The following is a 13,853-nucleotide window of genomic DNA, read 5'->3' as shown; positions in this document are numbered from 1 at the left end:
AGAATATCAATAACGGCCCTATCGCGAAAGCGAACACGGGCTGTTTTTTCTTGTTGTTCCACGAAAGCAACCAAGTATGATTTTCATTATGAAGACCCAATGAATACTCCTTTATTCAACTGGATAAAATAACCTTTGAAATGAGGGGCAGCGTGATGAATAATTGGGTAAAAATCCAGAAATTAATGATATGGGGCTTTCGACGCTACAAGAAAGAAAAAGTTATTTTCAGTCACTGTTACACAATTCGGAAGATCTGATCATACAATCATTGAGTTGGAATCAACGACAAATTAATTTGATTTATCTGGCAACCTTAACCGATCAACATGAGATCCTGGATAAGATCATCTTTCCATTGAAACGATTCAAAGAAGGCGAGTTTCTAGACGCCATCCCTCTGGATCAGCTGCAAATTACTTGCTTAATCGAACAAGCGGGGGAAGCCATTTTGAATGGCGGCTGTGTTGTCGATTGTGAAAGTGAGACTGATTTCTACATCTTTCATACATCCTCTTCAATAGGACGAAGCATCACAGAGCCAATCAATGAGAAGGTGTTTGGTGATTCGCATGAAGGATTTATTGAAAGGTTAAATACGAACCTTCATCTGATTCGAAGAAAAGTGGTTAACAAGGATTTAGTGATTCGTTATTTCATGGTAGGCATGGAGACGAACACACGTCTGGCGATGGTTTACATCGAGTCATTGGCGAATCCAGAAATTGTTAGCGACTTAGAAATGCGATTAACATCGATCCGTATCGATTATATTGCTTCCATGGGTTTTGTGGAGCAGCTCATTGAAGATGCCCCTTTCTCTCCATTTCCACAAATATTAAGTACCGAAAGAGTGGACAGAGCAGCAGCCAATTTGATGGAGGGAAGAATTGCCGTCTTATCCGAAGGATCAGCGAAAGCGATTATTTTACCTATCAATTTCTTTGCTTTTTATCAGTCACCTGATGATTATAATGCTCGTTGGATTAACGGAAGCTTCTTCCGTGTGTTACGGGTTTCCAGTTTCTTCATTGCCATTACCCTACCAGCTGCATACATTTCAGTTGTCTCTTTTCATTTTGAGACCATCCCGAATGAATTGGTGCTTCTCATGCAAAGTGCCGTACTGGAAATTCCGTTTCCTCCAATTATTGAAGCTCTATTGATGGAAATAACCATTGAAATGTTAAGAGAAGCAGGATTGCGCTTACATACTGCCGTAGGGCAAACCATCGGTATTGTTGGAGGGCTTGTTATTGGAGATGCCATCGTGAAAGCGGGGCTGGTGTCCAATGTCATGATTATTGTGGTAGCATCGACGGCGCTTGCCTCATTTGTTGTGCCATCCCATGAGTTCAGAGAGACGGTGCGTTTTCTGCGTTTTCCGATGATGCTTTTGGCTGCTACTTTCGGCTTTTTGGGAATTACATTCGGATTTACATGTATTTTGATCCACTTGTGCAAATTAGAGGGGTTTGGAACGCCCTATTTTTACCCCTTATCTCCATTCAAATGGAGGGATTTGAAAGACTCTCTCGTCCGGTTGCCCATTTGGAAAATGAACCGGCGTCCTGCGGACAGTCTTCCCCAAAAAAAGCTGCGGGAATTATTTTCTAGGGGATGGGTGAAGCATGAGCGTAGAAAAAGATAGGATCTCCAATAAGCAGTTGGCTTTTTTCACGATACAAACAGCGATAGGAGAGGGAGCTTTAACCGTTCCTTTTAGTGTTCACTCTGAAGCATCTATAGACGGATGGATCTCCATGCTGCTTGCAGGATTTGCGACCCACCTAGTTATTATCTTGATATGGATGATTTGCAGGAAATATCCAAAGATGACGATGATCGAATTTCTCCCCCAAATGGTAGGGAAATTTGCAGGTCATCTTCTTAGTGTTCTTTATATTATTTATTTTATTGGAATAGCAAGCGTGATCCTTATGAATTACTGCCGAATCATTAATGCCTGGATTTTCCCGACGACACCGAAATGGGTCATTATGACATTAATGATGGCTACCAGTTATTATCTAGCCAAAGAAAAATTGAAAATAATTGCCCGATTTGAAACTCTGGTTTCTATACTTCTAATTATTATTATCATATTGATCATCTTCCCTATTAGCAAAGGAAACCCTTTGTATATTTTTCCCATAGGTCAATCAGGGCTTGGTAATATGATGAAAGGTATGAGAGAAGCGGTTATTACGCTGGCCGGTTTTGAGCTTTTGCTCATGGTTTACCCTCAAGTCAAGGGGAAAGACGGAGAAATATTAAAAACGATGTTGATATCATACACGTTTGTCACCCTATTTTACGTATTAATAATCCTGTCATGCTTTATGTTTTTCAGTCCGATGGAGCTCAAAATCATTCCAGAGCCTGTTCTATACATGCTTAAGGCATTTTCTTTCAGGATTGTAGAAAGATCGGACTTACTGTTTTTATCGCTTTGGGTTGTGATCGTTATGACGTCTATTGTCAATTATGTTTTTCTAGCTTCAACAGGGATAACCCAAATATTGAAAGTAGAAAACAGTTCTAAGGTGACTTTGCTGGTCGTTGTGGTTTGCTTGCTGCTTGCTCTGCTACCGCATAATTTTCTGTTTATCATCAAGCTCAATAAATGGTTTTCTTATTTCGCGTTGTTCATGATCTATTTGATACCCTTACCATTATTATTATTATTGAGCATTCTAAGAGGAAGGAGGAAGGCAGCGGAATGAAAAGAATCCGGCTAGTATTACTCGGTATACTTTCCATGAGTCTCTTAACTGGTTGTTGGGATCAAATGTTATTTAAAAACGTTCGTTTAATTCTAGGGGTAGGTATTGACAAAGCAGAAGGTGAAAATGTACTAGTCACCTTTGTCTTACCGGATGTCTCGGATAAGAAGAGAAATGCACCCGAAATCATATCGGTTACTGGTGAAACTGCTCGAGAAGCAAGAGGTAACTTAGGGAAAAAACTAAATTTGGTTCCGGACGGGGCCAAGAACCGATTTCTTATGATTGGAGAACAGCTGGCGAAGAATGATATCTATACGGTTCTGGATGTTTATTATCGCGATCCAAGAAGTGCTTTAAACGCCAAGATTGGAGTTGTCGAAGATCGCGCCGAATCACTTTTGCAAACAGGATATATGAGAAAGCCAAATTTCATCTTGAACCTGGATAAGCAAATTCTTAGCGCAGAAACATTCACGATCCTTCCAGAAGAAAATATTCAATCGATTTGTACCGTTTTATTTGACCCTGGACAAGATGTGATTTTGCCTTATCTGGCAGCGGGGGATGGAACCCCTCTTATTAAGGGAGTAGCTTTGTTTAACAGTAAATCCTTAACAGGGACACTAGACACTAGAGAGTCAAAACTCTGTTTGTTATTAGCTGATCGAATGGGTAAAAAAGCAATCCTGACATTACCTATTCCTAATCAACCGAAGAAAATAGGCAGCAAAATGACATTTCGTGTATTTCATACAAAACGGAAATTAGATGTTAATGTAAATAAAGGCAAGGTCGTGGTCACCATTGATTTGCTGCTAAAGGCAGAAGCGGAGGAATTCTCTCCGGATCATTTAGATGAAACCGGACAAGTTTCCAAATTGAACGAGTTTTTCTCAAAAGAGCTAACACAAGAAGCTCAGAAGATCATTCAGAAGCTGCAGAAGGCTAATTGCGACGTCTTTGGAATAGGCAGAAGGATCATTGCCTTCCATCCGAATTATTGGAAAAGTGTGGATTGGGACAGCACCTATCCGACTATTACAATTCAACCAAACGTTAAGATTGAAATATCGAGACCTGGAATTATTTTTTAGTGACGGAGGTATCGACGAAACGAAAGATCGACACTAACATGCTTAAACAGCAGTTCTTAGGTACTGCTGTTTTTGTATTTCCCAAAGTATTCTCTCAATAAAGAAAGTAATTTTAAGAAAAATTTTATTTTTAACCCCATTTCTATTTTAATAGTTTTCCTTATCCTAGAGAGAATGAATGGCAAGGAGGAAACTAAGGATGAAGACGTGGGTTATTGGGCTTGTTTTACTTCTACTGCTTGGCTATGGGTTTGCTCAACACAAACTAAAATTCGTTAATGAGAAACCACCGATAAAAACCAATCAAGCGCAAGAGGTAACTACTCAAATGAAAGAGCTTAAAGTAACAGAAGATCAGATTTTTAAAGGCAATTTGTTATTGGTCAATAAGGATCATCCTGTACCTCCAAGCGGCGAAGTGTCCAAAGCGGTCAATCTGCTTGAGCATAAGGAACTGCTGAATGGATTCATTGTGTTGGATAAAACAATTCAGTTGTCACCGGACTTGGTGCAAAAATTTTCGAAAATGATTGGAGCCGCAGAAAATGATGGGGTTAGCCAATTTTTAATAAGCAGTGGTTATCGGGACAATAAAGAACAAAATAAGCTTTATCAACAAATGGGTGCTAAATATGCGTTACCAGCAGGCTACAGCGAACATAATTTAGGTTTATCGCTTGATATTGGATCTACGCAAGCGGAGATGAGTCGAGCCCCTGAAGGAAAGTGGCTTAAAAAAAACGCTTGGAAATTCGGGTTTATTTTGCGTTATCCGGCTGACAAAACTGCAATCACAGGTATTCAGTCAGAGCCGTGGCATTTTCGTTATGTTGGTTTGCCGCACAGTGCAATTATGCAGGAAAAGAACTTTGTCTTGGAAGAATATTTGGATTTCCTGAAAGAAAAGAAGACTTTTTCGACAATTGTAGATCATCAAACCTATGAAATCACTTACTATCCTGTCTCGAAAAGCACAACAATCCCTGTGCCAGCGAATGGGCACTATCAGATATCAGGCAACAATATAGACGGTGTCATTGTGACTGTGTATTCATGATCAGGGCTCACGAGACTCAAGAAGGTGAGGATGGCGGCTAAAACATAACCAAATGTTGAATAATAGTATAATTCATATTATGTTTACACTGTATGCATATAAGAGCAATACTAAGGTGATACAGGGGTGGAACGAATGAAGTCGATCACAATTCTGATAGCAGATGATGAGGCAGAAATTGCCGATCTGATTGAGTTGCATTTAAATAAAGAGGGTTACCGCTGCATTAAAGTTGCAAATGGGCAGGAAGCAATTACTACTGTTCAAACGCATTCCATTGATTTGGCGATATTAGATATCATGATGCCCAAACTGAACGGCTATGAAGCAACAAGGCAAATTCGAGCTCAGCATCATCTGCCTATCATTTTTTTAAGCGCCAAAGCAACCGACCTTGATAAGATTACAGGACTGGTAGGAGGAGCTGATGATTATGTGACCAAACCGTTTAATCCAATGGAATTGGTTGCTCGTGTGAATGCTCAGTTGAGGCGTTCCATGCAGTTCAATTCATCGGCGCAAGCAAACAAACTGACTGTGGAGGCAGGCGGACTCGTCATTTATCCCGAAGAACGCACCCTATTCCTTTACGGCAAGCCGATTGAACTAACTCCAAAAGAGTTTGATATTTTGTATCTACTAGCCAGATATCCAAAGAAAGTTTTTCGTGCGGAAACCATTTTTCAACAGGTGTGGGGCGATGCCTACTATGAAGGTACCAATACGGTCATGGTTCATATTCGTACCTTGCGGAAGAAGCTTGGTGAAGACATTCATAAAAACAAGCTGATTAAAACAGTTTGGGGGGTAGGGTATACATTCAATGGATAAAATGATCCAAAGCTTTCGATTTAAAATGATTCAGCTCTTTGGTTTAAGTATGCTATTTTCCGCCATCATTACCTATATGCTCTATAAAATTCTCCAACTCTATTATTATACGACCAAGATGGAAAATCCATTGACTAGAGTTCGTTATTTTATTAGAGATATTGGCGATATTAACTTCTTTTTACTTATTTTTATTCCTCTCTCTATTTTGTTTTTCTTTCTCCTGACCAAAAGGTATGCGGCATATTTTCATGAAATATCTTACGGAATTAATCAACTTGCAAATGGCGACTTCAATAATCGCGTAAGAATTCCGTCCAATGATGAATTCGGAGAAATTGCGAGAGACATTAATCTAGCAAGCGAAAAATTGCAAAAAGCTTTGGAGAGAGGCGATTTTGCAGAAACCAGTAAGGAACAATTGGTCTTGAATTTGGCTCATGATTTGCGTACGCCGTTGACTTCTGTTTTAGGCTATTTGGATTTCATACTTCAGGATAATCAATTGACTCCAGAACAAATCAAGCACTATACGAGCATTGCTTATACCAAGTCTCAACGTTTAGAGAAGCTCATTGACGAGCTATTCGAAATCACACGAATGAACTATGGGCAGCTTACTATTGATAAAAAACCAATCGATTTGAGCGAGCTTCTCATTCAATTAAACGAGGAATTATATCCTGTTTTTGAGAAAAACAACCTAACAACTCGATTAAATGTGACTCCTCATTTGACTATTTGGGGTGATGGAGAGCTGTTGGCACGCGTATTTGAAAATCTTCTGTCGAATGCCATTCACTATGGAAAAGATGGTCAGCTTATAGACATTAATTGCAATCTTGATGCAGAAAATGTGGTAATTCAAGTGGTTAATTATGGAGATTGCATTCCCCCGGAAGAGCTTCCGTTTATTTTCGATATGTTTTATACGGGTGATAAAGCGCGCACACATCGTGAGGGGAGCTCTGGACTTGGCTTATCCATTGCGAAGAACATTGTAGAGCAGCATCAAGGCACAATTTCGGCCCAAAGCAGTTTAATCCGTACGCTTTTTGAAGTCCAGTTCCCGCAAAGAATGGCATCCGAAGAGCAGCGGCTATAGCGTGCGAGGCGAGACACCTCAGTTCGAGAACGGGGGGGACGCTCGAGTTAATTGGTGGAGGAGTTGCTCTGTGGTAGCGCCTCTTTTTTAAAAGATAAGAATTTATATGTTTTTTGGATTTGAGGCAAGCGAGGCTTATCCCTGTTTAGCATCGTTAGCGACAGATTTGGCCGAGCCGAGTGAGAATGTGGATATGCATAGTCATTAGGTACGTGACTACTTTCTCCATTGGTTTCGTTTTCTGATTCGCGGGAGAAGAGGGAGACAAGTAGGAAGCGACGCGGCTGCTGATGGATCCCGCCATTAAAAATCTACGAGGTTTGCGACTGGATTGGATATAAAGACCAAGATCATTCCGGGAGAGCTTCAAAAAGCAGTATGGTATGACGCCGACAGTATCGCAATAAATTCTTATAGGGTTCCAAATATATAGTAAAGAAGAAGCAGCTAGTTCCTTAATCAAGGAAGGGCTGCTTCTTTGTCTTCTTTGGATTAGGAAGCGGATACCGATTCCTGGCCTGTATGCTCATCTTTTCTCGCAAGAACACCTCCGAACAAGAAGGTCCCTAGCGAGAGTGCCAAGCAGATCGCGGAGAAGATGCCGATGGATGAATATCCGCCGAACTGTACATAGAGCAAGCCAGCTATCCACGCACCTAGTGTGTTGGCGCTGTTCATCGTCGAGTTGGCCAGGCTGGAGATCGTTCCACGGATGGAGGCGTTCAATGAAGTTAACGCCCCCATGACAACAGGGAAGATAATCCCGAGGGTTGAGAAAATGATCAGATAGATCAACGTCACGAAACGGAGGTTCGTCAGATGGGGCATAATCGTGTATAGTGCCATGAGCATCGACATTCCTATTACGATCGCGTTCGAAATGCCTAACTTTCGAGTCACATAAGAGCTAATCATGCTTCCCAACAGTGTGCCAAAACCAAGGAACATCATCACAGTACCGATCTGTCCAATTGGAAGCTCGAATCGATCGGCCATCCACTTGCCAATGAAGGCGAATGCAGTACCGCTCCCTAAGTGAAGTAGCAGGTAGGCAAGAAAGCCGCTCCGTGCCTTACCGCTCATGATCAGCGGGACATACCGGCGAAGGATTGACGTTCGCTCGAACGTTGTAGGCTTCATGTCGGGCAATGAGAAGAAGGCAACGGCGATGAGCAGCAGCGAAGCGATTCCAATCGTCCAGAAAGGAACGGACCATTGGGCGACCGCGAGCCAGCTTCCGATGGGCACGCCAAGTGCCTGAGAAGCAGCTAGTCCGGCGAAGGCGATACCCATTGTCTTCGGCACTCTTGACGCTGGCATGATGACGGGAATGGATGCCCAGACCTGCGGTGCCGTGAACGCCGCGCTGACGCCAGCAAGGAAGCGGAATAGGCACATTGTCCAGAAGCTGTCCGCGAAGCCGCAAAGTATCGTCGAGACGGAGAATCCAAGCAAGCCGCTGAGCAGAACGGTTCTTCGGTTCCAACCGTCGGACAGAGGTCCGGCAATCAAAGCGAATAAGGCTGAACCTAATGTATAGGCGCCAAGCATCCACCCAGCGATTCCCGTCGATACGCCGAATTGCTTCTGTAGTGTCGGGAGCAAGGGCGAGATGAGGAACGTATCGGTTCCGATCATAAACATGATGAAGAAGAACAGGGCGGTATATTTACGCATTGTAAATCACTCCTAATGGTTTAATATGGCTTACGGTTTCTATCGTAAAGCATAATAGTGACATTTTCCGTCACTAATTGGATTAATCATAAAAAAGATTATACGAAATAAAGGCTTGCCTTTTATAATAATCGGAGTTATTATAGACTCACAATATCCGTGAAATGAGGTATTGAACCCGAAAGCTACAAGTCAAACAAAATGCTCCGATTTGGCCCGGAACACGAGATACTTGACGATCCCATTATATAAACGATATTATCGATGTATAAAATCTATTATTGGGATGGATGATTGACTATGAAGTACTCGAAAGCTACGGACTATGCCCTTCACACCATGCTCTATCTAGTAGCAGCCAGTCCGAATAAACCTGTTGGTGTGCAGCAGTTGGCGGAGCGGCATGAGGTTTCCCCTACCTATTTATCCAAAATATTAACCAAGTTAGTCAAGGCGGGAATGATTGAATCTATATCAGGCGCCAACGGCGGATATAGGTTAAAACGGAATTGGGAAAACATTTCGTTCCTTGATATTATTCAGGCTATTGAAGGATCTGCATCTTTATTCGATTGTAGCTTGAATCATGGACCCGAATGCCTGATTCAGCAGGTGGTACTATCGGCTGAAGACAAGATGGAAGAACATTTGAGAAATCAGAAGATGTCTGAACTCGCCAAAAAAATGAAGATAGTTTTGTAAAAAAATTATCTTTTTTTAAATTAATTATAGATATTGCGAGTCTTTGAAATCCGTTTTATTTTACATATAAGTGAAATAGGAGAGTGAAAAGTTTGCAAGCAACAATGGCAGAAACAGCAGTGACACGACTTCATGCGATGCAAATATATAAAGTCATGCCCATCATGATTTCATTATTGAGAAGGCTTTAATGAGAGGAGATATACGATGACAAACGGTTTTTTTGACGTAAACATGTGGGAAAAAGCTTGGAAGGAAGATATGACTACAGGAGTTAACAAAATGAAAGGAGCCGGAATTGATCCAACACATTCATTTGATGACAAAGCCAGTAAATTCAACGAGCAGGCGTTTAATGAAGAAGGAAGACTAAGAACAAAACGGATCATGAATTGGCTGGAAGGTCAAGGTGTTACCTTCAAGGATGCCTCCATTCTGGATATTGGAGCAGCCTCGGGTGGATTTTCAGTGCCATTTGCAGAGAGAGGGGCCCATGTTACCTCTGTAGAGCCTTGCCTTCCTTTGGTCGAGTTGCTAAAGGGAAATATAGCGGGCATAACCAATGGTAACGTTGAGGTTGTCCCGGAACCGTTTGAAGATATTGACGTCCTGGCAAAGGGCTGGAGGAACGCCTTTGATATTGTATTTATCTCCATGTGCCCGGCTATTGTTGATTGGGAGAGTGTGGAGAAGGTACTGAGCTGCGCACGGCAATTTTGCTATATTAGTCTGTCCGCGGGTCCCAGAGAGCACAGTTTGGTCAATGAAATTTTGCCTCTTGTCACCGATCAAACACTGAAAACCGGTCATTCGGAAATGGCCTATCTGCTCCATTTGTTGTATCTAAAAGGATACTCCTATGGGTCACTTGTGACTCGTGAAACGAAATTCACGGAGGTTACCAAAGAAACGGCACTCCAAGAGGTTATGAGTGGTCTACACATGTATAATCTACCTGCTAATGAAAGGAATCGGGAAATCGTAGTCGATTATTTAGAGAGAACGTACTCCTCAGATAAGATCGTTATCCAGCAGGGAGGCCGTTTTGGCAAGGTGTTGATTCAATTGCAGAATCAGAACATGTACACTAGAGAGAATTTGTAATAATCCAACAGTACACCTAACACATCGCAATGAAATAGGCGGTGTGTTTTTATTGTATTGGATATAGGAAATTATGCATAATGCGGGTCTGTTGATAAGTGTTGTCGAGTGGAAAGGGAAGGGAGAGGAAGAAGATAGGTGAGCCAAAGTCGAATAATGCTTTATACAATGCAAGGGTTGCCCAAAAGGGGGACATGAACCTGTGTATATATACTTTACATGCTGAATATTTGGTATGAGGATATCAGAAAGTAAAATGAGTGGTTGCAGTGGATGAATGTGGTGGGGAGAAGAGGATGGGGAGGAACCGACATTCTTTTGTCCAGCATGCAATGGAACGATGGTACGAAAGAAAAAGCCGAGGGTTGAATGAACCGTCGGCTAGAAGTTTCTATTCACCCGCAGGGTGATTTTGTTTTCCGCGCTTATTCAGCACGAACGCGCAGGATGGTCTGCTGAGAAGTCGATTTTCGGTTTCTCAGACTCTGTCGGCTCGCAGAGCTCTCGCTGTAAGCGCGTTTTAGAGATAGCCCTGATCTAAGACCAATTACTGCAGAGCTCGCGTTTTAATTTATGGGGTGACCCTGAGTGAATCCAATAACATACAGGTGCTTATAGGGTTTCCGAAGTGTCAAACAAGGTACATTTAAGCTGTTCGCGTACAATATTCCGTATTTCTTCGAACGATTGAGATGATTTTTGTGCATGAAAGACTTATCGAATCGGCTCCCCATAGTATGGTAAAATTGGGTTGAGGAATGACGGAAGTGTTATTTTTGAATCATATTACGGTCAGAAAAGCGGAAAAAGATGATGTTGTTGGACTTTCCGATTTGTTCGTTGAATTTATTGGTCAAGGGTCTAATCTAACTGCTATGAAACAACAGATTGAGGTTCTTTCTGCTAACTCTAACTATTACATTGCCGTTGCCATCGACAGGGATAAAGTTGTTGGAACTTCTATGGGAATAGTTTGTTACGACCTTGTTGGTAATTGCAACCCTTTTCTATTGATAGAAAACGTTGTTGTACTGCCAGAATATCAAGGTCAAGGAGTTGGTAACCTACTCATGCAAACACTCGAAGACTTTGGAATTATTAACCATTGCAACTATGTTATACTGGTTTCTGAAAGTAAACGAGAATCATCACATAAATTTTACGAAGCAATCGGTTATTCAACCGATCAAAGAGGATTTAAAAAGCGATTGATTAAGCAAGTTTAAGGCAGACTACGGTGTGTAAAACCCGCCTATCTATGAACAGCGCTTAACTATAAAATCGTTGTTGAATAGGAAACCGTTTAAGAATAAAATAAATAACAAGATATATATTCCAGGAGTAAGAGGAAGTTACGAATTTCCCATAAAATGAACAACAGAGAATTGACGATTTGGTTAGAACCTATCCTTGCACAGTAGGTTGTCAAAAAAAGTACGCAAAATGAGAGGATGATTCTATTGTTCAAGAAGTTTGCAGCAGATGCATTAGGTTTAAGTGATATTGGAAAGGTAATTAATCCAAGTGATTTTGACAAGGTAGATTCAGATGACTACGTCATGCATGAGGATGGCGAGAAGATTTTCATCATCATCAAATCGAAGAAGGACGAATACTGCTTTACTAACCTAGCGCTAATCCACCTTGATGGAGATAGTGCGATTAGCAGCAAGCGTATGCTGAAACGTTACAGCTACCACACAAATGCCATTTCTCAGGTGTATTTGGAAACTGCAGGAACGATCGATCTTGACGTTGAGATCAAGTTCGTTATCGGTGACGTCAACTTCTCGATTGACGTGGACAAGAAGCAAATTGAACAGATCAAAGACTTGTATAAAGCTTTAATTAAGATTTCCGAGACGGTAGCACATAACGAGGACTTATTTGGTTACGCGAAGCAAAGCATAGTTATTGCTAAAGAAGCGACAGGTCGTATTACAACTCAAACTACTTCCCCTGTAGCGCAATTCGATGCAATCAACGAATCAGTCTACAATTGGTTGAAGGGTAAGCACTCTGAGTTAAAAATTAAGGATTTCGGTTACATTTTCGAACGTTATATCAACAACTAAATGGGTTATCGACAGTAATGAAAATGCAGCGTTCCTCAGAATGCTGCATTTTTATTTTCTCTGCAGAACCTGCTTCGATACCATAGTCAAGAAATAATATTAAAACAGGAGGAGGCTGCCGACAGTATTGGATCGGCAGCCTTCTGAGCTAATGAGCAAAACAACATAAAATCCTTCCTTTCGATCAAATCCATCCAACATTGCATTAATAAATTCTTAAGAAATGATTCACACGTACTTAATTGTTCTTGCCTATGATTTAGAAGTGATAAATTAATTAAGCTCAAAGTTATTGCAAAGTGAATTATTTACTTACTCGAAGAGGAGGTACATTTTAAAATGAATATAATTCCCAAAGTTTTGATTTTGACTGCCGGGTATGGTAATGGACATTTACAGGCTTCTCAAGCTTTGAGTGAACAGTTCGAACAGCAGGGAGCTAAACAAGTTATCACTCTAGATCTCATGAAAGAAGGACATCCTTTATTAAATACGATTACTGTTTCTCTTTATAAAAAAAGTACACAAGTGGCTAGAATGGGACTGGATTATTATGGTTGGAGTTACTATTTGACAAGGGAAGCGGAGTATGATGCCCTGATTAATCGCTCTTTGAATATTTTGGGTCGGAAGAAATTATTTCAGTACATTCAACAAATACGACCAGATGCAGTAGTGAATACCTTCCCATTTGGGGCAACCCCTGAGGTGTGCAGGACACTTGGTATTGGCAACTTCAGTGTTATAACCGATTATGCTTTGCATTCCAGATGGATTCATCCCAAGGTAGACAAGTATTATGTCGCTACAGAGGTATTGAAGGAATTACTTATGAGTAAGGGTTTTTCGAAAAATCAAATCCAAGTCAGCGGCATTCCAATACGCAAACAATTCGATGAAATGAAAATAGACAAGCAATCTGTCATGTTAAATAACAATAAGAAAAAATCAATTTTGATTATGGCGGGCGATTATGGGATCTCGAGCTACATGGAAGAAATAGTTTTATCATTACTAGCCATTGGTGATTATGAGATTACGGTTATCTGTGGGAGAAATGAGAAGATCAAGCATAAATTGGAGGATCTTCAATCGTTTCATCCTAACTTGAATGTTCTCGGATACGTTAGTAATATCCACGAATATATGTCAAATACGACTTGTATCGTTACGAAAGCAGGAGGTCTAACTTTGACGGAAGCAATCTCCATGCGCATTCCAATTTTCATATTCAAACCATATGCAGGACAAGAGAGAGAGAACGCCATTTTTTTGGCTGAACAGGGGGTTGCTTCGATTTCAAATCATGCGGGTGAGCTTGCCGCTCAAATAAAAGGTTTGATTGATACCCCGTTGCTTCATACAGAGATTAAGAGTCGAATGCTTGCGCTAAAGAAAACTCAGGCGGCTTCTGTTATTGTGCATGACATCATGGAAACGATTCGTCAACCAATTTCTGTTTCCGTGTGAGCAGGAAAT

12 protein-coding genes are annotated in these 13,853 nt (G+C 41.1%); 11 read left to right on the top strand and 1 reads right to left on the bottom strand.

The features are described 5' to 3' along the window. Positions 1-190: 190 nt before the first annotated feature. The 6 genes from NYR53_RS18225 (at position 191) to NYR53_RS18200 (ending at position 6,816) form a co-directional block, all read left to right on the top strand. Complete coding sequence (locus NYR53_RS18225) at positions 191-1,651, top strand: spore germination protein (RefSeq protein WP_261300670.1); 1,461 nt, start codon at positions 191-193, stop codon at positions 1,649-1,651. Next, positions 1,632-2,726, top strand: a complete 1,095-nt coding sequence (locus tag NYR53_RS18220) for a GerAB/ArcD/ProY family transporter (RefSeq protein WP_261300669.1) — start codon at positions 1,632-1,634, stop codon at positions 2,724-2,726. The genes NYR53_RS18225 and NYR53_RS18220 overlap by 20 nt, the downstream gene beginning before the upstream one ends. Further along, positions 2,723-3,823: a Ger(x)C family spore germination protein gene (locus NYR53_RS18215; RefSeq protein WP_261300668.1), complete on the top strand. Its 1,101-nt coding sequence runs from the start codon at positions 2,723-2,725 to the stop codon at positions 3,821-3,823. The genes NYR53_RS18220 and NYR53_RS18215 overlap by 4 nt, the downstream gene beginning before the upstream one ends. A gap of 199 nt (positions 3,824-4,022) precedes the next feature. Beyond that, a complete protein-coding gene (locus NYR53_RS18210; protein ID WP_367618542.1) occupies positions 4,023-4,880 on the top strand; it encodes a M15 family metallopeptidase in 858 nt (285 codons plus the stop codon). 135 nt (positions 4,881-5,015) lie between these two features. Further along, positions 5,016-5,711 carry a response regulator transcription factor gene (locus NYR53_RS18205; RefSeq protein ID WP_261300666.1) on the top strand — a complete coding sequence of 232 codons (696 nt, stop codon included), beginning with the start codon at positions 5,016-5,018 and terminating at the stop codon, positions 5,709-5,711. Then, a complete protein-coding gene (locus NYR53_RS18200) occupies positions 5,704-6,816 on the top strand; it encodes a sensor histidine kinase (protein WP_261300665.1) in 1,113 nt (370 codons plus the stop codon). The genes NYR53_RS18205 and NYR53_RS18200 overlap by 8 nt, the downstream gene beginning before the upstream one ends. A 492-nt stretch (positions 6,817-7,308) precedes the next feature. Here NYR53_RS18200 and NYR53_RS18195 read toward each other — a convergent pair whose 3' ends face one another. Continuing rightward, positions 7,309-8,493 (bottom strand): MFS transporter, encoded by a 1,185-nt coding sequence (locus NYR53_RS18195; protein ID WP_261300664.1) that lies wholly within the window; start codon positions 8,491-8,493, stop codon positions 7,309-7,311. Positions 8,494-8,793: 300 nt separating this feature from the next. Here NYR53_RS18195 and NYR53_RS18190 point away from each other — a divergent pair, with 300 nt between their 5' ends. From NYR53_RS18190 to NYR53_RS18170, 5 genes are all read left to right on the top strand, one after another. Next, a complete protein-coding gene (locus NYR53_RS18190; protein ID WP_261300663.1) occupies positions 8,794-9,195 on the top strand; it encodes an Rrf2 family transcriptional regulator in 402 nt (133 codons plus the stop codon). Between the two features lie 207 nt (positions 9,196-9,402). Continuing rightward, positions 9,403-10,299: a class I SAM-dependent methyltransferase gene (locus tag NYR53_RS18185; protein WP_261300662.1), complete on the top strand. Its 897-nt coding sequence runs from the start codon at positions 9,403-9,405 to the stop codon at positions 10,297-10,299. Between the two features lie 758 nt (positions 10,300-11,057). After that, the gene (locus NYR53_RS18180) at positions 11,058-11,525 is read left to right on the top strand and encodes a GNAT family N-acetyltransferase (protein WP_261300661.1); all 468 of its coding nucleotides are present in this window, start codon (positions 11,058-11,060) and stop codon (positions 11,523-11,525) included. 234 nt (positions 11,526-11,759) lie between these two features. Next, positions 11,760-12,374: a PH domain-containing protein gene (locus NYR53_RS18175; protein ID WP_261300660.1), complete on the top strand. Its 615-nt coding sequence runs from the start codon at positions 11,760-11,762 to the stop codon at positions 12,372-12,374. A gap of 339 nt (positions 12,375-12,713) precedes the next feature. Then, a complete protein-coding gene (locus NYR53_RS18170; RefSeq protein WP_261300659.1) occupies positions 12,714-13,844 on the top strand; it encodes an MGDG synthase family glycosyltransferase in 1,131 nt (376 codons plus the stop codon). Positions 13,845-13,853 lie beyond the last annotated feature (9 nt).

Source organism: Paenibacillus andongensis (genome assembly GCF_025369935.1).
Classification (GTDB): Bacteria; Bacillota; Bacilli; order Paenibacillales; family NBRC-103111; genus Paenibacillus_E; species Paenibacillus_E andongensis.
The sequence above is the reverse complement of the archived record's forward strand: the minus strand, read 5'-3'. Positions and strand labels throughout refer to the sequence as shown.

Bases quoted from the DNA above. Each gene is read 5' to 3' on its own strand.
- NYR53_RS18190 (WP_261300663.1), top strand. From the start codon at position 8,794: ATGAAGTACTCGAAAGCTACGGACTATGCCCTTCACACCATGCTCTAT.
- NYR53_RS18225 (WP_261300670.1), top strand. From the start codon at position 191: ATGGGGCTTTCGACGCTACAAGAAAGAAAAAGTTATTTTCAGTCACTG.
- NYR53_RS18170 (WP_261300659.1), top strand. From the start codon at position 12,714: ATGAATATAATTCCCAAAGTTTTGATTTTGACTGCCGGGTATGGTAAT.
- NYR53_RS18205 (WP_261300666.1), top strand. From the start codon at position 5,016: ATGAAGTCGATCACAATTCTGATAGCAGATGATGAGGCAGAAATTGCC.
- NYR53_RS18215 (WP_261300668.1), top strand. From the start codon at position 2,723: ATGAAAAGAATCCGGCTAGTATTACTCGGTATACTTTCCATGAGTCTC.
- NYR53_RS18210 (WP_367618542.1), top strand. From the start codon at position 4,023: ATGAAGACGTGGGTTATTGGGCTTGTTTTACTTCTACTGCTTGGCTAT.
- NYR53_RS18195 (WP_261300664.1), bottom strand. From the start codon at position 8,493: ATGCGTAAATATACCGCCCTGTTCTTCTTCATCATGTTTATGATCGGA.
- NYR53_RS18180 (WP_261300661.1), top strand. From the start codon at position 11,058: ATGACGGAAGTGTTATTTTTGAATCATATTACGGTCAGAAAAGCGGAA.
- NYR53_RS18200 (WP_261300665.1), top strand. From the start codon at position 5,704: ATGGATAAAATGATCCAAAGCTTTCGATTTAAAATGATTCAGCTCTTT.
- NYR53_RS18185 (WP_261300662.1), top strand. From the start codon at position 9,403: ATGACAAACGGTTTTTTTGACGTAAACATGTGGGAAAAAGCTTGGAAG.
- NYR53_RS18220 (WP_261300669.1), top strand. From the start codon at position 1,632: ATGAGCGTAGAAAAAGATAGGATCTCCAATAAGCAGTTGGCTTTTTTC.